The sequence below is a fragment of the Pseudomonas sp. FG35 genome (genome assembly GCF_057809295.1).
The window spans coordinates 409,545-430,995 of record NZ_JBMDJR010000003.1; the positions used below are offsets into that span (position 1 = coordinate 409,545).

The following is a 21,451-nucleotide window of genomic DNA, read 5'->3' on the forward strand; positions in this document are numbered from 1 at the left end:
CCATGACTCAACTTCAAAACATCCTGATCAAGCACCCGGTCGCGGTGATGACCGGCCTGCGCGGCCCCCGTGCCCGGGCCGTTGCCGTGGACATCCGCGTGGTCAACGGCCGGATCGCGGAAATGGCCGCCAACCTTGAGCCGCAACCCGGTGAACGAGTGATCGACGCGCGAAATTCGGTGGTCTACCCGGGCTGGATCAACACCCACCATCACCTGTTCCAGAACCTGCTCAAAGCCGTGCCCGAAGGCTTGAATCAGGACCTGCAAGGCTGGCTGGGGAGCGTGCCTTATCCGCGCCTGAACCGCTTCACCCCGCAACTGGCGCGGATCGCCGCACGGCTGGGGATGGTCGAGCTGCTGCTGTCCGGCGTCACCACCTGTGCCGATCACCACTACCTCTATCACGCCCACGGCAGCACCGAGACCGGCGACTTGCTGTTCGACCTCGCCGAGGAATTCGGCCTGCGTTTCGTGCTCTGCCGTGGCGGGGCACTGGAGTCGGCCAGCGCGCATCCAGGCTTCTCGAAAACCGCGCTGCAACCGGAATCCCTGGAGCAAATGGTCGGCGACATAGAACGGCTGAAATCGCGCTACCACCAGGACACCCCGGATGCACTGCGTCGGGTGGTGGTGGCGCCGACCACACCGACCTTCTCGCTGCCGCCAACGCTGCTGCGCGAACTGGCACACACCGCACGAGGCATGGGGCTACGCTTGCACACGCACCTGTCTGAAACCCAGAACTACGTAAATTTCTGCCGCGACAAGTACAACTGCCTGCCGGTGGAATTCGTCGCCGAACACGAATGGCTCGGCCCGGACGTCTGGTTCGCCCACGCCGTGCACCTGCAACCGGAGGAAATCCGCATGCTCGCCCAGACCGGCACCGGCGTCTCCCATTGCCCGGTGAGCAACGCACGACTGGGCAGCGGCGTCGCGCCGATCCCGCAGATGTATGAAGCCGGCGTGCCGATCTCCCTCGGCGTCGACGGCGTGGCCTCCAACGAATCCGGAAGCATGGTCGGCGAAGCCAACACCGCCTGGCTGATCCACCGCGCCGAACAAGGCGCCTCGGCCACCACCGCCGAAGACGTCATTCACTGGGGCACGGCCGGCGGCGCACAAGTGCTCGGGCTCGGCGCGGTCGGCACGTTGGAGGTTGGTCAAGCGGCTGATCTGGTGATCTACAGCCTCGACCATCCACGGTTCTACGGCTTCCACGACAGCGCCGTCGCACCGGTTGTCGCGGGTGAACCGATTGCCGTGAAATACAGCCTGGTGGGTGGGCGGATCGTCGTCGACAACGGCGTGATTCCGGGGCTGGATATCGAGCGGATGCGGGCCGAGGCCTGGGAGGGTGTGCAGGCGATGATGAAGGTCGACGATTGATGGATGACCGGTGGGAGCGGCGGTGCGACGATTCGCCTCGCCAGCTCCCACCGACGGCATTAGCGCCCCGCGGTTTTGTCGACTAACGTTAGTACCTCATCGGATTGAGCCCCTGCCAGTTACACCGGGCTCTTGATCAAGGAGAGACTGATGACATCCAGCCGCCTCATCGAACAGACCTATCGCACCTGGTCCAGCCCCATCCTGCTGGAGCTGAAAAAGCGCGAGCACCAGATGGCGCCGGCCGAACGCCAGGCGCTTGAGAAAGTCATGGCGGAACGACGGTTGCTGGATGTTGGCAACCCTGACGGACCGGATCGACGCCAGGACAAGACTTCCCGTTAAGGCCGCCATCCGGCCGCCACACCTTGTCTACACTGCCAGCCATGGAGTCCGGACTTACTCCTCTGAATGATCAGGTCTGCCACTCCAGCCATTGGGTCGTTTCAGGAAAACCTCGCGGGTTTTCCTGAACCTATGGAGAAATCGGATAGCCCATCACTCACTGGAGCAGGGACATGACGATCACATTGGGCCCGATCATCGGGCACACCACGGACACGTCGGCAAAAATCTGGATACGCGGGGAAGCTAATGATGACAAGGAGGCGAAGCGGTTTTGTGTCGGCCTGATCGATGTATTCAAGGGCAAGACCTGGGTCACGTCGTGCCGCTGTTTCCTGCGTGACTACTATGACTTCACCGGTGCGGTAGAACTCAGTGAACTGAAACCCGCCACGGCCTATCGCGTGGTCTGCAACACGACCTACGTCAGCGATGAACTGGAGGTCACCCGACTGGTCAGGGACGACAAACCCGTCCGCCCGCTCAACCGTGCGGAAGAATCCGTCGAAGGGACGTTCACCACCGACCGGGCACCCGCTGACGGCACGCTGAACTTTGTATTCGGCTCGTGCCGTTATCTGTACTGGGACAACGTCTTTCAGAGTGATGCGGAAAAAGGCGACAAGACATTCCGCTCGATTGTCGAAAAACATTCGCAGAAACCTTTCGACCTGACGCTGATGATCGGCGACCAGGTGTATCTCGATCCGCTGAATGCGCTGCGCCAGTACAGCACGCTTGAAGAAATGTTCGACATCTATCGTCAGGCCTTCGGCCTGCCCTGGATCCGGCAGATGATGAACCGGATCCCGACCTACATGATCCTTGACGATCACGAGATCCGCGACGACTGGTCGCGAGAGAAACTCGACGATGTCGGCAAAGGCTTTTACGTCAGTGCGATGCGTGGTTATGAGTCCTACCAGCATTTGCACAACCCGGCGACGCCCAAGGGCCAGTACTGGTACACCTTCCAGAAAGGTGCCTTTCCGTTTTTCGTGATGGACACCCGAACCCAGCGTATCCGTGAGCCGTCGTCGATCGAACCGCGCTCGGTGCTGGGGCGCGAACAGCTCAATGCGTTCCTGACGTGGCTGAGTGAGCATCGGGGGGCGCCGATGATCTTTGTGGTCTCGAGCGTGCCGTTCTTCCCCGATCCGAAATCCGGAGACGACAAGTGGGTGGGCTTTCCGGAGGAGCGCAGCATCATTCTGGAGTTCATCCGGGTCGAGAAGATCAGCAATGTCGTCGTGTTGTCCGGCGACGTGCACAACAGCTGCTTCGCCGGCATGCGTTGCTACCAGGACCCGACGTTCGGGCTGACCTCACTGGTCGCCTCGCCCTTCTACTGGCCCTATCCCCATGAAAATCGCAGCAACTTCTACGGCGGCCGGACACTCGAGTTCATGCAGTGGAGCGATGGCACCCGCCGCATGCGCGACCGCATAGAGTATCGCTACGAAGGCGAAGGCTTTATCGGTGAAGAGAGCTTTGTCACCGTTTCGGTAGACGCGAGCAGGAAAGGCAAGATCGGCCAGGCACGCATCTATGACCGCAAGGGCGAGCCGCAGGAAGACTACCCCGGCGTCTTCAAGTTCTAGGACCGGACGCGTGCCGGGGCGAACGCACCCGGCACGTCTCGGCGTTTCATTGCAGGTTCAAGGTAGTCGGCAACCCGGCCAGTTTCTGCGGGTTACGCATGATGAAAATCCGGTTCACCTGCCCCGCCTGATTGAACCCGAACGTCATCGAAGCAGTGATGAGGCCGTCGGCCTTGATCACTACGCCCTGCGCGCCATTGATCTCGACCGGCAGCCACTCCTGCGCCTGCCAGTAGGCGTGCAGCGATTGGCCAATGAAGTCCAGCACATGCTTCTGGCCGAACAAGGTTTCGCGGATCGCCGACGCCTTGCCGCCGCTGTCGGCGCAGAGTTCGACGTCTTCGCTCAGCAGCGCACTGAGGGCGTTGGTCGAGCCGCTGGCGATGGCCGAATGAAAGGCATCCAGCAACTGCGACTGGCGCGCCGGCTCCGGCTGAAAACGGATCTGCTCGCCACCGATGCTTGCCTTGGCCCGGGACACCAGTTTGCGGCACGCGGCTTCCTGAATGCCGAGGGTTTCAGCGACCTGCGAGTAATCGAAATCGAAAATTTCATGCAGCAGGTACGCCGCCCGCTCCTTGGGCGTCAGCCGTTCGAGCATCAGCAGGAACGCGGTGGACAGCGACGCGGCGAGTTCATGCATGTGTTCAGGCGATTCGTGGTGGGTGGTGTGAATCGGCTCCGGCAACCAAGTGCCCATGTAATCGACACGGGACTTGTGCGCCGAGCGCAACAGGTCGATGCAGTGGCGGGTGCAAGCGGTGGTCAGCCACGCGGCCGGTGTGGTGATGGAGGCCTGATCGGCCTCCAGCCATTTGATGAACAGCTCTTGCACCGCATCCTCGGCTTCCGCGCGGGAACCGAGAATGCGATACGCCAGCCCCAGCAGAAAGGGTCGTCGCTGTTCGAACACAGCGACGGTTTTTTCAGCGAAGTTCATCGATCAGTGCCTCGACACCTGCAAACGGTTCCACAGGTTGATCATGCCGATTTCCGCCGTCAAGGCAGCGATCTGCGCGTCGTTGAAATGTTCGCGCAGGGCGCCGCGCAACGGTGCGTAGTCGGCGTGCGGATCGAGCACCGTCAGGGCTTCGGTCCAGGCCAGCGCCGCTTGTTCGGCGGCAGTGAAATCGTTGACGTGGCGCCAGACGATCAAGCGATCCAGACGCTCGTTGCTTTCATCGGCTTCGCGCGCCTCGCGGGTGTGCATTTTTACGCAGAAACCGCACTGGTTGATCTGCGAGGCACGCAGGTGAATCAGGTGCCGCAGCGACGGCGGCAAGTCGTGGTCGTTGAGGCTGACATGCACCTGGGTCAGGCTTTCGAACACTTGCGGCATGGCCTGTTGCAGGTTGACGGCTTGGGTATTGGACGACATCGCGTTGCTCCGTGTTTGAGGGATTCAACGGGATGACGATTCAGCTTTCGGGTTTGTGACGTGGGGTCTGTAAAGAAAGCTTCAGCAGTTCCTTGCGCAGCATTGATGGCTCTATAACGGCCATTCCAGCGTGCCATTCAAGTGATAACAAATGGCTCAGCTTCTGCTGGGAGACCAAGGGTTTGGCCAGCAGACAGCTTTTTTGGTCGCGGATGCTGATGAGGTTCAGCAGCCAGTCATCGCCCTGCCCGGCCATCCAGTCGTTGATCGTCGAGCGATGCCTTTCGAGCAAGGCATCGGCGTCCCAGACCGTCATTTGAGCGAAGACCTGCGGCAGGAGGCTGTCGGGTTTCATCCTTTTCAAGTCTGCTGCCAGTGCTGCGCAGATGTCAGATTCGATAGCGGTCTGACATTCGAGGAAGTATTGCCCGGGCCAGTCCGCTGTGAGTTTCCCGTGGGGTGCGAGCTCGGCATAGGCGTCGATGTCCGCTGTCGTGGTCATCTGCCCGGTGAAATTCAGCGTGTTGTCCAGAATCGCCGTGGCCAGCAGCGCGGCGCTTTGTTCGCTGATCCTCGACAGCCATCCTGCGGCTTTCCAGCGCTGGAAAACCTGCGTCGCCGCCGCGCCGATCGGGCGGATGTCGGCGGCAGATCCGAGTGTCTGTGCCCAATGCTGTTCGAAGCCCGGATGATGGTCGATGACTTCCACCACCCGATCGAGCGCGACCATTGGGTCGAAATAGTGGTAATCGGATACGTCGACCAGCACAAACTCATCGCTGGATGTCGGGCGGTAGTCGTGCAAAACAGCGCCCCAGCCGAGCACGGTTGTCGAAACGCTGGCATTGGGTTTTGCGCTGCTGACGGCGCGGGCCGAAATGCCCTGCAGGTTGAGCAGTTCGGCGTAGGCGATGCAGCAGGCGTAGGCGTCGATGTCCAGATACGCCGAGCCTGAGGTGATGACTTTGATGGGCGACATTACGCGTCCCTGACTTCCTTTTCAGGGGCGGCAACGTCGCACATTTTCATGAACGATTAATGAACGTCAGGCAGCGCGTTGTCCCCCGGCCACCGCCGCAGAAGCTGCCAGCATCGCCCGCAGCAACACCGCACACCCGGCCGCCAGATCGTCCGGCGCGGCGTTTTCGATTTCGTTATGGCTGATGCCGCCTTCGCACGGCACGAAGATCATCCCGGCCGGGCCCAGTTCGGCGAGGAAGATTGCGTCATGGCCAGCGCCGCTGACGATATCCATATGCGACAGGCCCAGACCTTTGGCGGCGCCGCGCACGGCTTCGACACAGCCTTTTTCAAAGTACAGCGGCGGGAAGTCGGCAGTCGGGGTCAGTTCATAGGTCAAGCCGTGCTCCTCGCAGGTGGCTTCGATAACTTGCCTGACCTCGGCGATCATCGAGTCGAGACGCGCCGGCTCCAGATGCCGGAAGTCGAGAGTCATGCGCACTTCGCCGGGGATGACGTTGCGCGAACCCGGATAGGCTTGCAGGCAACCGACCGTGCCGCAAGCGTGGGGTTGATGGCCGAGCGCCGCGCGATTGACCGCGCCGACGATCACCGCAGCGCCGACCAGTGCGTCCTTGCGCAGGTGCATCGGGGTCGGGCCGGCGTGGGCTTCGACACCGCGCAGTTTCAGGTCGAACCACTTCTGCCCCAGAGCGCCGAGCACTACGCCGATGGTTTTCTGTTCGTCCTCAAGGATCGGTCCTTGTTCGATGTGCGCTTCGAAATAGGCGCCGACCTTGTGCCCGCTGACCTTGCGCGGCCCGGCGTAGCCGATGGCGTTCAGCGCTTCGCCGACCGTCACGCCGTCGGCATCGACCTTGGCCAGGGTTTCTTCGAGGGTGAATTTTTCGGCGAACACGCCGGAGCCCATCATGCATGGGGCGAAGCGCGAGCCTTCTTCGTTGGTCCAGACCACCACTTCCAGCGGTGCCTCGGTTTCCACGCCGAGGTCGTTGAGAGTGCGCAGCACTTCGACCCCGGCCAGCACGCCGAAGCAACCGTCGAACTTGCCACCGGTGGGCTGGGTGTCGATGTGGCTGCCGGTCATCACCGGTGGCAGGTTCGGGTTACGCCCGGGGCGACGGGCGAAGATGTTGCCGACTTCATCGACCGTGACGCTGCAACCGGCGTCCTTGCACCACTGCACGAACAGGTCACGGGCCTGGCGGTCGAGGTCGGTCAGGGCCAGGCGACAGACTCCGCCCTTGACCGTCGCGCCGAGTTTGGCCAGTTCCATGAGCGACGCCCACAAACGGTCGCGGTTGATGTGCTGATGGGTCGATTGCAGAACGTCTACGGCTGCGTTCATGGGGATCTCCTCAGGCAGTTCTTATGGGAATTACAACGGCGATTTGACGGCCACCGGCTGCGCACGCATCGCGCACAACCCGTAATAGATCAACCCGCCCAGCGCCGAGCCGGTGAACCAGCCGTAGCTGTAGAACCAGCTGAATGCGCTGCTGCCCAGCGACAGCAGGGTCAGCACCACCGGCACGCCGAAGGCGATGAACCCGGACCAGTTCCACGCCGGGTACACGTCGTCGCGGTACAGGCCGGCCAGGTCCAGTTGCTGTTTCTTGATCAGGAAATAGTCCACCACCATGATCCCGGCAATCGGCCCGAGCAGGCTGGAATAGCCCAGCAGCCAGTTCGAATACACGGTTTCCAGACTGACATCGGAGACGATCAGGCCGAGCTTCTTCAGCAGCTCATGGCCCATCAGTGCCAGCCCGACGAACCCGGTGAGGATTACCGCTTTGGTACGGTTGATCACCTTGGGCGCGATGTTCTGGAAGTCGTTGGTTGGCGAAACAATGTTGGCGGCGGTGTTGGTCGACAGCGTGGCGATGATGATCAGCGCCATGGCCACCGCGACCCACACCGGGCTCTGGATATGGCCGATCAACGTCACCGGATCGGAGACGCTGACGCCCACCAGTTTCACCGAAGCGGCGGTCATCACCACGCCCAGTGCGGCAAACAGGAACATGGTCAGCGGCAGACCGAAAATCTGCCCGAGGATCTGATCCTTCTGGCTGCGGGCATAGCGGCTGAAGTCGGGAATGTTCAGCGACAGGGTGGCCCAGAAACCGACCATCGCCGTCAGCCCGGCGGCGAAGTAACTGACCACGCTCGCACCTTCGGGACGCTTCGGCGGAATCGCCAGCAATTCAGTCATCGACACATTCGGCATGGCCCACACCAACAGCCCGATGCCGACCGCCACCAGCAGCGGTGCCGACAGGGTTTCCAGCCATTTGATCGACTCGGCGCCGCGGATCACCACCCACAGGTTGAGCGCCCAGAAGACCATGAAACCGATCACCTCCCCCGTCCCGCCGAGGGATTTCCAGCCGTCGAACACCGACCCGAGAAACAGGTGAATCGCCAGCCCGCCGAACATGGTCTGAATGCCGAACCAGCCGCACGCCACCAGCGCCCGGATCAGGCACGGCACGTTGGAGCCGAGAATCCCGAACGACGATCGCAGCAGCACCGGAAACGGAATCCCGTACTTGGTGCCGGGAAACGCATTGAGCGTGAGAGGAATCAGGACGATGACGTTGGCAAACAGAATCGCCAGCAAGGCTTCGCCGACGCTCAGGCCGAAATACGCGGTGAGCACGCCGCCGAGGGTGTAGGTCGGCACGCAGATCGACATGCCGACCCACAGCGCGGTGATGTGCCACTTATTCCAGGTTCGTTCGCGCACCTTGGTCGGTGCCATGTCGTGGTTGTAACGGGGACTGTCGAGGACGTCGCTGCCGGCTTCGAGTTCGAACAAGCCGTCGCGCTCGGTCACTTGCGATCTGTTCTGTTGCATGGCCGCTCCACTGTTCTTCTGATTATTTTTTTGCTCATCAGGCGGCTGCACACGCAGGTGCGAGCCGGACGATGGCCGGAGGAACTGACAACTTTCATGCACCGGCCATGGTGTCAGCGGCGGCATCAATAAACGTGCCGGGGGAACCGCCTGGCGCCAGGGCCGTGCTTTGATCTTGTTGTAACTGACTGATGTTTATCAGTTTTAATTATTCACCTGTTCAGGCCGCGAAAACTTGACTGAACACTCAGGCCAAATGCCAGGCAAGTTGTCCGAACTGTCAGGACTCAATCTGGTGCACTGCATTATTTTTCTTCAGGACGCCTCACTCTCCGCTCAACTTCAAGCGGCTGATTTCACATAGGAAATCTTGCTCATATTTCCATCCTGTCAAGTGCGTCAAAATGGTGAAGCGCCTCACCATTTTGGTGATTTTGTATTTTTATCGTTATTTTTCAACGACTTAAAACAGTCATAAGCTTATAAAAAATAATCTTGATCAATTGCTTAACTGCGACTAGCGTCTATTCCTGACAGCGCTGACAAGATTACGCATTTGGCGCTGCAGACAATAAAACACTAGAACCGACACAAGTCGGTCATGCCTGCGAGGAACTCGGAATGTCTCTGTTGATCCGTGGCGCCACCATTGTTACCCATGATGAAAGTTACCGCGCCGATGTCTATTGCGCTGACGGCGTGATCAAAGCCATTGGTGAAAACCTGGATATTCCCGCCGGCGCCGAAGTGCTCGACGGCAGCGGACAATACCTGATGCCCGGCGGCATCGATCCGCACACCCACATGCAACTCCCGTTCATGGGCACCGTGGCCAGCGAAGACTTCTACAGCGGCACCGCCGCAGGCCTGGCCGGAGGCACCACTTCGATCATCGATTTCGTGATTCCCAATCCGCAGCAGTCACTGCTCGAAGCGTTTCACCAGTGGCGTGGCTGGGCGGAAAAATCCGCGTCCGACTACGGCTTCCACGTCGCGATTACCTGGTGGAGTGAGCAGGTGCGTGAGGAAATGGCCGAGCTGGTCAGCCATCACGGGATCAACAGCTTCAAGCATTTCATGGCTTACAAGAACGCGATCATGGCCGCCGACGACACGCTGGTGGCGAGCTTCGAGCGCTGCCTGGAACTCGGCGCGGTGCCGACCGTGCACGCAGAAAACGGCGAGCTGGTCTATCACCTGCAACGCAAGTTGATGGCCCAGGGCATCACCGGGCCGGAAGCGCATCCGCTGTCGCGGCCCTCGCAGGTCGAAGGCGAAGCCGCGAGCCGGGCAATCCGGATCGCTGAAACCATCGGCACGCCGCTGTACCTGGTGCACGTCTCGACCAAGGAAGCCCTCGACGAAATCACCTATGCCCGCAGCAAGGGCCAACCGGTTTACGGCGAAGTGCTGGCCGGGCATCTGCTGCTGGACGACAGTGTCTATCAGCATCCGGACTGGCAGACCGCCGCCGGTTATGTGATGAGCCCGCCGTTCCGTCCGCGCGGGCATCAGGATGCGCTGTGGCATGGTTTGCAGAGCGGCAATCTGCACACCACCGCCACCGACCATTGCTGCTTCTGCGCCGAGCAGAAAGCCGCCGGCCGCGACGACTTCAGCAAGATCCCCAACGGCACTGCCGGCATCGAAGACCGCATGGCGGTGTTGTGGGATGAAGGGGTGAATTCGGGGCGATTGTCGATGCAGGACTTCGTCGCCCTCACCTCCACCAACACTGCAAAGATCTTCAACCTCTACCCGCGCAAGGGCGCGATCCGCGTCGGCGCCGATGCCGACCTGGTGCTGTGGGACCCGCAAGGCACCCGCACCATCTCCGCCAAGACCCACCATCAGCAGGTGGACTTCAACATCTTCGAAGGCAAGACCGTGACCGGTGTGCCGAGCCATACCGTCAGCCAGGGCCGGGTGGTCTGGGCCGACGGTGACCTGCGCGCCGAGCGTGGGGCGGGCCGGTATATCGAACGGCCGGCGTATCCGGCGGTGTTTGATTTGCTGAGCAAGCGGGCTGAGCAACATAAGCCTACTGCTGTGAAACGCTGAAAGCGGCCTTCGGCCTCATCGCGGGCAAGCCCGCTCCCACAGGTTTTATGCGCGCCGTAGATCCCTGTGGGAGCTGGCTTGCCAGCGATGAGGCCAGTTCAGACACCACAAAAAACCACTGCCCGACAGAGGCAGAAAACCTCAATTAACCGTGAGGCAAAAACCGTGATCGAGACCCTGAACCATCTCCCGCACCCGCAAGAAAGTGCGGCCGCCCTCGCCGGCCATTTCACCGATCTGGCGCCACCGCTCAACGACCGTCAGGCGCATCTGGAAGCCTCGCGCTGCCTGTATTGCTACGACGCGCCGTGCGTGAATGCATGCCCGAGCGAGATCGACATTCCGTCGTTCATCCGCAATATCCATCAGGACAACGTGCCCGGCGCGGCGCAGAAAATCCTCTCGGCGAACATCCTCGGCGGCAGTTGCGCGCGGGTCTGTCCGACCGAAATCCTCTGCCAGCAAGCCTGCGTGCGCAACAACGCCCACGAATGCGCACCGGTACTGATCGGCCTGCTGCAGCGCTACGCCGTGGACAACGCGAACTTTACCGAGCATCCGTTCCAGCGCGCCGCCGCAACCGGCAAACGCATCGCGGTGGTCGGTGCCGGCCCGGCGGGTTTGTCCTGCGCGCATCGCAGCGCCATGCACGGTCACGAGGTGGTGATTTTCGAAGCACGGGAGAAGGCTGGCGGGCTCAACGAATACGGGATCGCCAAATACAAACTGGTGGATGACTACGCGCAGAAGGAGCTGGATTTCCTCCTGCAGATCGGCGGCATCGAAATCCGTCACGGCCAGAAACTCGGTGAGAATCTGACCCTCAGCGAACTGCATCAACAGTTCGACGCGGTGTTCCTCGGCCTCGGCCTGAACGCGAGCAAGCAACTCGGCCTGCCCCACGAAGACGCCCCCGGCCTGCTCGCCGCCACCGACTACATCCGCGAACTGCGCCAGGCCGATGACCTGTCGCAACTGCCGCTGGCCGAACGTTGCATCGTCCTCGGTGCCGGCAATACCGCCATCGACATGGCCGTGCAAATGGCCCGCCTCGGCGCCCGCGACGTCAATCTGGTCTATCGCCGTGGCGCGGCAGACATGGGCGCCACCGGCCATGAGCAGGACATCGCCAAGGCCAATCAGGTGCGGTTGCTGACATGGGCGCAACCGGACGAAGTGCTGCTCGACGCGCAAGGCAAGGTTCGTGGCATGCGTTTCGCCCGTACGCATCTGGTGGACGGTCGCCTGCAAACCACGGGCGAGACTTTCGAGCTGGCCGCCGATGCGATCTTCAAAGCCATCGGCCAGGCCTTCGACGGCAGCGCCCTCGCCGACCCGCTGGCCCGCGAACTCAAGCGTCAGGGCGAACGCATCCAGGTCGATGAAAACCTGCGCACCAGCATCCCCGGCGTGTACGCAGGCGGCGACTGCACCAGCCTCGATCAGGACCTGACCGTGCAAGCGGTGCAACACGGCAAGCGCGCCGCCGAGGCGATCAACGCTCAACTGATGCTCAACGTGGAGGCTGCGTAAATGGCCGATCTCTCGATAGTCTTCGCCGGTATCAAAGCCCCCAACCCGTTCTGGCTGGCCTCCGCGCCGCCGACCGACAAGGCCTACAACGTGGTGCGCGCCTTCGAGGCCGGCTGGGGCGGCGTGGTCTGGAAAACCCTGGGTGAAGACCCGGCGGCGGTCAACGTGTCGTCGCGTTATTCGGCGCATTACGGCGCCAACCGCGAAGTGATGGGCATCAACAACATCGAACTGATCACCGACCGCTCGCTGGAAATCAACCTGCGGGAAATCACCCAGGTGAAAAAGGACTGGCCGGATCGCGCGCTGATCGTGTCGCTGATGGTGCCGTGCGTCGAAGAGTCGTGGAAACACATCCTGCCACTGGTGGAAGCCACCGGCGCCGATGGCATCGAACTGAATTTCGGCTGCCCCCACGGCATGCCCGAGCGCGGCATGGGCGCGGCGGTCGGTCAGGTGCCGGAGTACGTCGAGCAGGTTACGCGCTGGTGCAAGACCTATTGCTCGCTGCCGGTGATCGTCAAACTCACACCGAACATCACCGACATCCGCGTCGCCGCCCGCGCCGCACACCGGGGCGGCGCCGATGCGGTGTCGCTGATCAACACCATCAACTCGATCACCAGCGTCGACCTCGAACACATGGTCGCCCTGCCCACCGTCGGCAGCAAAAGCACCCACGGCGGTTATTGCGGCTCGGCGGTCAAGCCGATCGCGCTGAACATGGTCGCGGAAATCGCCCGTGACCCGCAGACCCAGGGCCTGCCGATCTGCGGCATTGGCGGCATTGGCAGCTGGCGTGACGCGGCGGAGTTCATCGCACTGGGCAGCGGCGCGGTGCAAGTGTGCACGGCGGCGATGCTGCACGGCTTCCGGATTGTCGATGAGATGAAGGATGGCCTGTCGCGGTGGATGGACAGTCAGGGTTACGCCAGCATTGCCGAGTTTTCCGGGCGCGCGGTGGGCAACACCACGGACTGGAAGTATTTGGACATCAACTATCAGGTCATCGCGAAGATCGATCAGGAAGCGTGTATCGGATGCGGGCGTTGCCACATTGCCTGCGAAGACACTTCACACCAGGCGATCAGCAGTCTGAAACAGGCCGATGGCACGCATAAATATGAAGTGATCGATGATGAGTGTGTGGGGTGCAATCTGTGCCAGATCACCTGTCCGGTGGCGGACTGCATCGAGATGGTGCCGATGGAAACGGGCAAGCCGTTTCTGGACTGGAATCATGATCCGCGCAATCCCTATCACGTCAGCCCTTGAATGATCGTTCCCACGTCGAGGCGTCGAACCGTCCGCGTGGGAATGCAGCCCGGGACGCTCTGCGTCCCACTGGAACGCGGAGCGTCCCTTGAGGCATTCCCACGCAGAGCGTGGGAACGATCAGTTACGGTTCTAATCCGATCCCTCGCAAAATCACACTCGTCACCGTCTGCACCGCCCGCTCGAACTGCATGTCCGACAACGGCTGGTGCTCATTCAGAATATTCACCTGATGATCAAAGTCCGCATAGTGCTGCGTCGAGGCCCAGATCATGTACAGCAGGCTCGACGGCTCCACCGGCAGAATCCGCTTGTCCTCGACCCACTGGCGGATCTTCGCCTCTTTCATCTTCGCCCAGTCATACAGGCTCACATCCAGCGCCTCGCCGAGGGTCGGGGCGCCGTGGATGATTTCGTTGGCCCAGACTTTCGACCCGTAAGGCCGGCTGCGCGAGTGGTTCATCTTGGCGCGGATGTAGCTGCTGAGCACCACGCGCGGATCGTCGAACATCTCGAAGCACAGCGCGTCCTGCTTCCACACTTCCAGCAGGTCGAACAGCACCGCGCTGTACAGCTCGCTCTTGGTCGAGAAGTAGTAATGCAGGTTGGAACGCGGCAGCTGCACTTCAGCGGCGATGTCCGCCATGGCGGTGCCGCCGAAACCTTTTTCGGCGAAGACTTTTTCCGCCGCCAGCAGGATTTTGTCGACGTTGGTGCGGCGGATTTCGATCTTGTGATTGCCCATGAGGGCTCCCTGAAGACAACGTTGTTGAAGACTAGCATCCGCTCTGGGCACGGGGCGACAGCCGAGAACGATTCTTCACACACTTGGGCTTTTTTCTGGTTTAGGATCGCCCTCCTTCTCCCCGTCAGACACTGAAGGATCTGTCCATGGCCATTCGAAAGCGCGTCGCTGCGGATGATCCGCAGCTCGCCGCACTGTGGGAGCGCTCGGTCCGCGCCACCCACGATTTCCTCCCGGAAGACGACATTCACCGGCTGTTCCCGCTGGTCCGTGACGCCTACCTGCCTGCACTGGATGTCTGGGTCTTCGAGAACCCCGACCACTCCCCGGCAGGCTTCATCGCCACCGATGACGACACCGTGCAGATGCTGTTCATCGACCCGGCTCAGCGTGGCCAGGGGATCGGCCGCCGCTTGCTCGACCATGTCCGCCGCCCGCTGCTGAAGGTCGACGTCAATGAACAGAACCCGCAGGCCCACGGTTTCTACCGGCACTACGGCTTCGAAGACATCGGCCGCTCGGCACTCGACGGCGAAGGCCGGCCGTTTCCGGTCATTCACATGCGCCTGAAAGCCCTGTGATCCACGTCCTATACTCAGCCCGCCATTTCACTGAAAGGAATCGTTCCATGTCGATGAAAAAACTGTTCACCGCTGGCGCGCTGCTAGCCTCGCTGATCGTCACTTCCCAGGCCTTCGCCCACGCCCATCTGAAAAGCCAGACCCCGGCCGCCGACAGCACCGTCGCCGCACCGGCGGATCTGCGCCTGGTGTTTTCCGAAGGCGTCGAAGCCAGCTTCACCAAAGTCACCGTGACCCACGACGGCAAGCCGGTGGCGGTCAAACCGCTGACCACTGAAGGCGACAAAAAAACCCTGATCATCACCCCCGAAGCACCGCTGACCGCTGGCGAGTACAAGGTCGAATGGCACGCGGTGTCGGTCGACACGCACAAGAGCGAAGGCGCCTATCAGTTCAAGGTTGGCCAGTAATTCATGAGCGAAGCGCTGGTGCTGTGCCGGTTCCTGCATTTCATCGTGGTATTGATGCTGTTCGGGGCCTGGCTGTTCCGGCCGCTGCTGCTCAAGGGTGAAGCGCCGGCGCTGGATCGGCGGCTGGCGCAACTGTCCCGCTGGCTGGTGGCAATTGCCCTGGCCAGCGGCGTCTGTTGGGCGTTGTTGATTACCGCCAGCATGGCCGGTTCGGCGGCGGCCGCGTTTGATCCGGCCACCGTCGAGCTAGTGCTGGGGCACACGTTTTTCGGTCAGGTCTGGCGCTGGCATCTGTTGATCAACGCCTTGTTGCTGGCCTTGCTGTTTACGCCTTGGCATTCAAACCGGCCATTGCGACTGGGCCTGAGCGCGCTGTTGCTGATGACGCTGGCACCGGTCGGACACGGCGCGATGCTCGACGGCTTCAGCGGGCAGATGCTGATCCTCAATCAGGTCATTCACCTGACGTGCGTCGGCGCCTGGCTCGGCGGTCTGCCGATGCTGGTGATGATCCTGCGCCAACCTGACAAAAACATTCGCGAAATCCTGCGGCGATTCAGTGGGCTCGGTTACGGGCTGGTCGCCGGCCTGCTGATCACCGGGTTGATCAACGTGCGCGTGCTCACCGGCCAGTGGTGGCCGACACCGCTGTTCTCGGGATTCGCCCTGATCCTGCTGATCAAGGCGCTGCTGGTGTTCGGCATGCTTGCACTGGCACTGTTCAATCGCCTGCGGATCAACGATTGCGAACAGCGGATCGACACCCTCAAGCGCAGCGTCATGCTCGAATGGCTGCTGGGGATCGGCGCCGTGGCGGCGGTGTCCGTGCTCGGCACCCTGCCGCCAATGATCGCTGCCTGAGGTCAGTGTTTCTGGGTGTCGCCCGCCGCCGTATCAATGCTGACCACCACCGACATCCCCGGCCGCAAACGCTCGCTCTCCTGCTGATCCGGATCGATGGTAATGCGCACCGGCACACGCTGGGCGATCTTCACGAAGTTGCCGGTGGCGTTGTCGGCCTGCAACAACGCGAACTCGGAACCGGTGCCCGGAGAGATGTGCTGAACGTGGCCGGTGAATTTACGGTGGTTCAAGGCATCGACGGTGAAGCTCGCCGGCTGCCCCACGCGCACGTTGTCCATCTGGGTCTCCTTGAGGTTGGCGATTACCCATTTCTGGTTCGGCACCAGCGCCATCAACTGCGCCCCAGAGTTGACGTAGGCGCCGAGGCGCACGCCGATCTGCCCGAGCTGTCCGTCACGCGGGGCGATGATCCGGGTGTTGGACAAGTCGATCCGCGCCAACTGCACCGCCGCCTCGGCACTGGCCACCGCCGCCTCCAGCGAACCGCGATTGACGATCACCGTTTGCAGATCCTGCCGGGCGATTTCCAGATTGGCCTTGGCCTGCGCCACCGCTGCAATGCTTTGCGCGTTGGCGGCCAGCGCTACGTCCATCTCGCGTTTGGACACGGAGCCGTCATTGACCAGCGCTTTGTTGCGTCGCAAGTCAGCCTCGCTTTTGCGCAACTGCGCTTCGCTGTCGGCCACCACCGCCTGCCGCAGTTTTATCGTGGCTTCGGCGCTGTTGCGCTGCTGCACCACGTTGGCCAGCGAAGCCTTCTGCACCGCCAGTTGTGCCAGCGACTGGTCGAGGCGTTGCTGATAGATGCGGTCATCGAGACGTACCAGCAAATCGCCCTCCTTCACAAACTGAAAGTCCTGTACCGGCACCTCAAACACATAGCCACTGAGCTGCGGGCCGATGATCGTCACCTGCCCGCGCACCAGGGCGTTTTCAGTGGTCTCCACCGCGCTGCTGAACGGCGGCAACTGCCAGGCATAGAGCACGATCAGCACACCGACGATGGCGACCCCGGCAAAGCCCAGCGACGAGATGATCCGCACCCGCAACGACCGCGGCTCGGTATTCGGTGATGACGGCGGCGCCACGCCTTCAGGGGTGGCGGCGATGGCATTGGTGGTTGTGGTGGTCGGTTCGGTCATGAAGAGGTGGCACCGCTGGAAGGTACGGAAGATGTCGGGGCGACGGCTCGGGTGGTGCTGATCAGCCACAGCGCACGGATGGAAATCCAGATCATGGTCAGGATCGCGATCACCGCGATCAGCATGAACACATCGTTATAGGCCAGCACGTTGGCTTCGCGGGTGGCGGCGTTGGCCAGGCTGCGAATGCCTTGCAGATTGCGCAGGCTCGGGTCGGCAATCAGCGAGCCAACCGCCGACCCGCCGCTCTGCACCCGGGCGGCGACACGCGGGTCGGACATCACCAGTTGCTCGACGATGTGGCTGGAATGAAACTTCTCGCGCACGATCTGGAACGTCCCCAGCAACGCCGCGCCGATCAGGCCGCCGAGGTTGTTGCAGATCCCGAACAACACCGAAAAACTCACGAGGTTGCGCGGATTGGTCAGCACGTTGCGCGTGCCCAGCACCATGGTCGGGCCGAGGAAGAAGGTACTGCCGAACGCCAGCAGGAACTGGCTGAAATACAGGTTGCCGGGGCGGGTCAGATTGCTCGATGAGCTGTCCATGATCGAGCCGGTGGCCATCAACGCCAGCGAAACGATCAGCGGCATCAGCAGGTGTTTCGGGTCGATGGTCAGCGCACTGGTCAGCAGCCCGGCGACGCTGCCGATCAGCATCACCACATACAGGCTATGAAGCTGCTGGCTGCTCATGTTCAGGTTCTGCATGAAGCCCACGGCGCCGGTGGATTGCTCCGAGGTCACCATGCGAATCAGGATCACCGCCAGCGCCAGGCGGATCATTACCCCGCTGCCGAGCCAGCGGGTCATCAGCATCGGATTGCTGCGGTTATGTTCGATGGCCAGCCCCGCGAGAATCAGGACAATCGATGCGGCCAAGGCGATGCCGATCCAGTCGGCCTCCAGCCACCAGTCGATCCGGCCCAGGGACAACACGGCGCACAACAGGGCCACGCCACTGGCAAGGATCGCAAAGGTCAGGAAGTCGAGGGGTTCGAAGGTCTTGAAGCGGTCACCCGGCGGCAGTTTGAGCAACAAGACGCAGCCCAGCGACAGCAACGCCATGCCCAATTCAAACAGGTACAGGCCGCGCCATTCGGCGATCTGCAGCAGGTCTTCGGAAAACAATCGCGCCAGTGGCAAGGCCAGCTGTGAGGTGCCGAGGCCCAACACCAGCGCCTTCATCCGCCATTTGGCCGGGAACGCCTGCACCATGTAATACAGGCCCAGCGAACTGAGCGCCGCGCCGACCATGCCGTGGGCTGCACGCACCGCGATCGCCGAATTCAGGTCATTGACAAACAGATGGCCGAAGGTCACCAGCGCATACAGCACCAGAAACACCTCGGTGAACGCCCGCAGGCCGAACTGCTGACGAAACTTCACCAGCAGCAGGTTCATCGACACGTTGGTCATCACGTACGCCGCCGGCAGCCAGGCCATCTCCGCCGTGGTCGCCCCGAGCGCGCCTTGCAGGTAAGGCAGGTTGGCGACCACCAGCGCATTGCCCAGACCACCGGTCACCGCGACAAGCACGCCCACCAGCGCATAAGCCAGGCGCTTGGGGTTGGAATGCAGCGGCGTCGAGGGGGAACCGGGCAGACTGGGCTTCTCGTGCGGCTGCCAGTTGCGCGGGGCGTATTGATCCATTGAAAGGCCTTGTCTGTTAGTCGCTCAAGTGTGCCGCAAATCCTGGCCAAACACCTATCCAGTGTGGGAGCGAGCTTGCTCGCTTCCACAAAGGAATTTTGGGTGGATTCGTAAATTCTGTTTAAAAGACATCTCGCCCGCAGCGGATTTTTCCCAAGCGTAGCGGATGCCAACCTTGCAGCACTTCTCAACCTGCAAGGTGCCCGATATGACCACTCCCCGCTGGCAACGCTCCCCGCGTCTGCTGAAAAACCTGCTGGCCGCCGCGCTGATGCTGCCCGCCCTCGCCTTCGCTCAGGAACGCCCGTGGCCGGATGGCTCGCAACTGGTGATTTCGGTGTCGATGCAGTTCGAAACCGGCGGCCAGCCCGAGGGCGCCGAAAGTCCGTTCTCCGGCACACCGCTGCCAAAAGGCTATCCGGACCTGCCGGCGCAGACCTGGTTCGATTACGGCTACAAGGAAGGCCTGTGGCGCATGCTCGATCTGTGGGATCGCACCGGCATCAAAGTCACCTCCCATGTGGTCGGCGAGGCGGCGCTCAAGCACCCGGAACTGGCCAAGGCAATCGCCGAGCGCGGTCATGAACTGGCGGCCCACGGCATGCGCTGGGCCGATTCGTACAACATGAACTACGCCCAGGAAAAACAGTTCATCGGCGACGGTGTCGCAGCGGTGGAGAAAATCACCGGCCAGCGCTCGGTCGGCTACAACGCCAACTGGCTGCGCCGCAGCCCCAATACGCTGAAGGTGCTGCAGGATCTGAATTTCACCTACCACATTGACGACGTCAGCCGTGACGAGCCGTTTGTGACCATGGTTCGCGGGCGTAAATTTGCCGTGGTGCCATACACCCTGCGCAACAACGACATCGTGCTGGTTGAGGGTCGGCACTTCTCCGCCGAGCAGTTCTATCAGCAACTGGTGCTGGAATTCGATCGCCTCTACGCCGAAGGCGCGAGCAAGCGGCGGATGATGTCGGTGAGTCTGCACGATCGCATCGGCGGTACTCCGGCGATGGTCGAAGCCATGGAGCGCTTCATCCGGTACGCCCAGTCGCATTCGAAGGTGAGTTTCATGCGCAAGGATCAGATCGCCCAGATCGTGCTGACCGAAAAAAATCCCCTGATCGATAACACTGAAGCGCTCTACAACCAGTAAACGTGCCGAAAGCAGCCCTCTTCACAGCGCTTTGAGGGCTGCCCGCTCACCCAAAGTCATCGTACGACGCCCTGTTGACATTTCCGGAAAACCTCGCAAATATCCGCAACCATGTTGTACGACGACGTATAACAAATAATAAAAACAACAAATGAAACAGGGAGCGTCACAGTGAGCACACTCGTCTGCAATTCCGTCCGCACGTCCCGTTTTTCTATCCCCCGCCCGCGTTCCACCCTAAGCCTGATCGGTTGCAGCAGTCTGGCCCTCTTCTTGCCGATGAGCGCCGATGCCGAGGGCTTCATCGAAGACAGTAAAGCCACGCTGAACCTGCGCAACGCCTACTTCAATCGCAACTTCGTCAACCCCAACTACCCACAGGGCAAGGCTGAAGAGTGGACACAGAACTTCATCCTCGACGCCAAATCCGGTTTCACTCAGGGCACGGTCGGCTTTGGCCTGGACGTGCTGGGCATGTATTCGCAGAAGCTCGATGGCGGCAAAGGCACCGGCGGTACGCAACTGCTACCGATCCACGATGACGGGCGCCCGGCGGACAATTTCGGGCGCCTGGGTGTAGCGCTCAAGGCCAAGGTGTCGAAGACCGAATTGAAGGTGGGTGAATGGATGCCGGTGCTGCCCATCCTGCGCTCGGATGATGGTCGATCACTGCCCCAGACCTTTCGCGGCGGCCAGATCACGTCTACCGAAATCAATGGCCTGACCCTTTACGGTGGCCAGTTCCGCGGCAACAGCCCACGCAACGATGCCAGCATGGAGGACATGTCGATGAACGGCCGCGGCGCCTTCACCTCCGACCGCTTCAACTTCGGCGGCGGCGAATACACCTTCAACGATAAGCGCACGCTCGTCGGTGTGTGGTACGCCGAACTCAGCGGCATCTACCAGCAGCAGTATTTCAACCTCAACCACAGCCAGCCACTGGGCGACTGGACACTCGGCGCCAACCTCGGTTTCTTCACCGGCAAGGAGGACGGCAGCGCCCAGGCCGGCGACCTCGACAACAAAACCGCGTTCGCCATGCTTTCGGCCAGATACGGCGGCAACACGTTCTACATCGGCTTGCAAAAGCTCAGCGGCGACGATGCCTGGATGCGCGTCAACGGCACCAGCGGCGGCACCCTGGCCAACGACAGCTACAACGCCAGTTACGACAACGCGAAGGAGCGCTCCTGGCAGATTCGCCACGACTACAACTTCGTCGTCCTCGGCGTCCCCGGCTTGACGTTGATGAACCGCTACATCAGCGGCGACAACGTGCACACCGGCACCATCACCGATGGCAAGGAATGGGGTCGCGAATCGGAACTGGCCTACACCGTGCAGAGCGGCCCGCTGAAGAACCTCAACGTCAAATGGCGCAACGCGACGATTCGCCGGGACTTCAGCACCAATGAATTCGACGAGAACCGGATCTTCATCAGTTACCCGATTTCCTTGCTGTAGACC

At 61.4% G+C, this 21,451-nt stretch carries 19 protein-coding genes; 11 read left to right on the plus strand and 8 right to left on the minus strand.

Going from position 1 to position 21,451, the window contains the following annotated elements; translation table 11 throughout:
• Nucleotides 1-2 precede the first annotated feature (2 nt).
• The 3 genes from ACODTD_RS08420 (at nt 3) to ACODTD_RS08430 (ending at nt 3,337) form a co-directional block, all read left to right on the plus strand.
• Nucleotides 3-1,391, plus strand: a complete 1,389-nt coding sequence (locus ACODTD_RS08420; RefSeq protein ID WP_489104724.1) for an amidohydrolase family protein — start codon at nt 3-5, stop codon at nt 1,389-1,391.
• A gap of 150 nt (nt 1,392-1,541) precedes the next feature.
• Complete coding sequence (locus tag ACODTD_RS08425) at nt 1,542-1,736, plus strand: hypothetical protein (protein WP_489104725.1); 195 nt, start codon at nt 1,542-1,544, stop codon at nt 1,734-1,736.
• A 173-nt stretch (nt 1,737-1,909) separates the two neighbouring features.
• Entirely contained in the window at nt 1,910-3,337 is a 1,428-nt protein-coding gene (locus ACODTD_RS08430; RefSeq protein ID WP_011334804.1) for an alkaline phosphatase D family protein, read from the plus strand.
• Between the two features lie 46 nt (nt 3,338-3,383).
• On the opposite strand, the gene sigJ is transcribed toward ACODTD_RS08430, so the two are convergent.
• The 5 genes from sigJ to ACODTD_RS08455 all read right to left on the minus strand — a co-directional run bounded on the left by sigJ (nt 3,384) and on the right by ACODTD_RS08455 (nt 8,559).
• Complete coding sequence (gene sigJ / locus ACODTD_RS08435; protein WP_285358355.1) at nt 3,384-4,277, minus strand: RNA polymerase sigma factor SigJ; 894 nt, start codon at nt 4,275-4,277, stop codon at nt 3,384-3,386.
• Nucleotides 4,278-4,280: 3 nt separating this feature from the next.
• Nucleotides 4,281-4,715: a carboxymuconolactone decarboxylase family protein gene (locus ACODTD_RS08440; RefSeq protein WP_011334806.1), complete on the minus strand. Its 435-nt coding sequence runs from the start codon at nt 4,713-4,715 to the stop codon at nt 4,281-4,283.
• A gap of 40 nt (nt 4,716-4,755) precedes the next feature.
• Nucleotides 4,756-5,685, minus strand: coding sequence for a DHH family phosphoesterase (locus ACODTD_RS08445; protein WP_181457881.1), 930 nt, complete (start codon nt 5,683-5,685; stop codon nt 4,756-4,758).
• Nucleotides 5,686-5,760: 75 nt separating this feature from the next.
• Entirely contained in the window at nt 5,761-7,044 is a 1,284-nt protein-coding gene (locus tag ACODTD_RS08450; protein WP_011334808.1) for a Zn-dependent hydrolase, read from the minus strand.
• A gap of 30 nt (nt 7,045-7,074) precedes the next feature.
• On the minus strand, nt 7,075-8,559 hold the full coding sequence (locus ACODTD_RS08455) for an NCS1 family nucleobase:cation symporter-1 (RefSeq protein ID WP_011334809.1): 1,485 nt from the start codon (nt 8,557-8,559) through the stop codon (nt 7,075-7,077).
• 621 nt (nt 8,560-9,180) lie between these two features.
• Between ACODTD_RS08455 and hydA the strand changes: the two genes are divergently transcribed.
• The 3 genes from hydA to preA all read left to right on the plus strand — a co-directional run bounded on the left by hydA (nt 9,181) and on the right by preA (nt 13,428).
• A complete protein-coding gene (gene hydA / locus ACODTD_RS08460) occupies nt 9,181-10,620 on the plus strand; it encodes a dihydropyrimidinase (protein ID WP_011334810.1) in 1,440 nt (479 codons plus the stop codon).
• A 165-nt stretch (nt 10,621-10,785) separates the two neighbouring features.
• Entirely contained in the window at nt 10,786-12,153 is a 1,368-nt protein-coding gene (locus tag ACODTD_RS08465) for an NAD(P)-dependent oxidoreductase (RefSeq protein ID WP_041475331.1), read from the plus strand.
• Complete coding sequence (gene preA / locus ACODTD_RS08470; protein WP_221614434.1) at nt 12,154-13,428, plus strand: NAD-dependent dihydropyrimidine dehydrogenase subunit PreA; 1,275 nt, start codon at nt 12,154-12,156, stop codon at nt 13,426-13,428.
• A 124-nt stretch (nt 13,429-13,552) separates the two neighbouring features.
• Here preA and ACODTD_RS08475 read toward each other — a convergent pair whose 3' ends face one another.
• The gene (locus tag ACODTD_RS08475) at nt 13,553-14,173 is read right to left on the minus strand and encodes a TetR/AcrR family transcriptional regulator (protein WP_007952885.1); all 621 of its coding nucleotides are present in this window, start codon (nt 14,171-14,173) and stop codon (nt 13,553-13,555) included.
• A 146-nt stretch (nt 14,174-14,319) separates the two neighbouring features.
• Here ACODTD_RS08475 and ACODTD_RS08480 point away from each other — a divergent pair, with 146 nt between their 5' ends.
• The 3 genes from ACODTD_RS08480 to copD are packed head-to-tail and all read left to right on the plus strand — an operon-like array spanning nt 14,320 to nt 16,025.
• The gene (locus ACODTD_RS08480; RefSeq protein ID WP_011334813.1) at nt 14,320-14,754 is read left to right on the plus strand and encodes a GNAT family N-acetyltransferase; all 435 of its coding nucleotides are present in this window, start codon (nt 14,320-14,322) and stop codon (nt 14,752-14,754) included.
• A gap of 47 nt (nt 14,755-14,801) precedes the next feature.
• Nucleotides 14,802-15,164, plus strand: a complete 363-nt coding sequence (copC, locus tag ACODTD_RS08485; RefSeq protein WP_011334814.1) for a copper homeostasis periplasmic binding protein CopC — start codon at nt 14,802-14,804, stop codon at nt 15,162-15,164.
• A gap of 3 nt (nt 15,165-15,167) precedes the next feature.
• Nucleotides 15,168-16,025 carry a copper homeostasis membrane protein CopD gene (copD, locus tag ACODTD_RS08490; RefSeq protein WP_201820257.1) on the plus strand — a complete coding sequence of 286 codons (858 nt, stop codon included), beginning with the start codon at nt 15,168-15,170 and terminating at the stop codon, nt 16,023-16,025.
• A 2-nt stretch (nt 16,026-16,027) separates the two neighbouring features.
• Here the strand turns inward: copD and ACODTD_RS08495 are convergent, their stop codons facing one another.
• The gene (locus ACODTD_RS08495) at nt 16,028-17,170 is read right to left on the minus strand and encodes an HlyD family secretion protein (protein ID WP_011334816.1); all 1,143 of its coding nucleotides are present in this window, start codon (nt 17,168-17,170) and stop codon (nt 16,028-16,030) included.
• Entirely contained in the window at nt 17,167-18,822 is a 1,656-nt protein-coding gene (locus ACODTD_RS08500) for an MFS transporter (protein WP_221614432.1), read from the minus strand. Before ACODTD_RS08500 ends, ACODTD_RS08495 begins: the two co-directional genes overlap by 4 nt.
• A gap of 208 nt (nt 18,823-19,030) precedes the next feature.
• Here ACODTD_RS08500 and ACODTD_RS08505 point away from each other — a divergent pair, with 208 nt between their 5' ends.
• Together ACODTD_RS08505 and ACODTD_RS08510 are read left to right on the plus strand one after the other, a co-directional pair.
• Nucleotides 19,031-19,981 (plus strand): polysaccharide deacetylase family protein, encoded by a 951-nt coding sequence (locus ACODTD_RS08505; protein WP_221614431.1) that lies wholly within the window; start codon nt 19,031-19,033, stop codon nt 19,979-19,981.
• 171 nt (nt 19,982-20,152) lie between these two features.
• Nucleotides 20,153-21,448, plus strand: coding sequence for an OprD family porin (locus ACODTD_RS08510; protein ID WP_285358366.1), 1,296 nt, complete (start codon nt 20,153-20,155; stop codon nt 21,446-21,448).
• Nucleotides 21,449-21,451 lie beyond the last annotated feature (3 nt).